At 63.0% G+C, this 262-nt stretch carries 1 protein-coding gene; it reads right to left on the bottom strand.

Annotated features, from left to right (window positions below; all coding sequences use genetic code 11):
* Positions 1–262: transposase (locus tag ACZYOF_RS44600; protein ID WP_463719701.1), on the bottom strand; the 262-nt coding region annotated here is incomplete at both ends.

Genomic DNA, 262 nt, shown 5'->3' with positions numbered 1-262 from the left:
GACGATCGTTGTAGAAGGCGATCCAGCTTGCGACCCCTGCCTTGGCCTCGCGGCCGTCGGCATAGCCTCTGAGATAGATGTCCTCATGCTTGAGCGACCGCCACAGCCGCTCGATGAAGACGTTGTCCATCCAACGACCGCGGCCATCCATGGAGATCTTGATCCCTGCGCCCGCCAACGCGCCGGTGAAGGCCGCACTGGTGAACTGGCTGCCCTGGTCGGTGTTGAAAATCTCCGGCGTGCCGTACTTCGCCAGCGCCTC

The organism is Bradyrhizobium sp. LeoA1Lang (genome assembly GCF_055413685.1).
The sequence above is the reverse complement of the archived record's forward strand: the minus strand, read 5'-3'. Positions and strand labels throughout refer to the sequence as shown.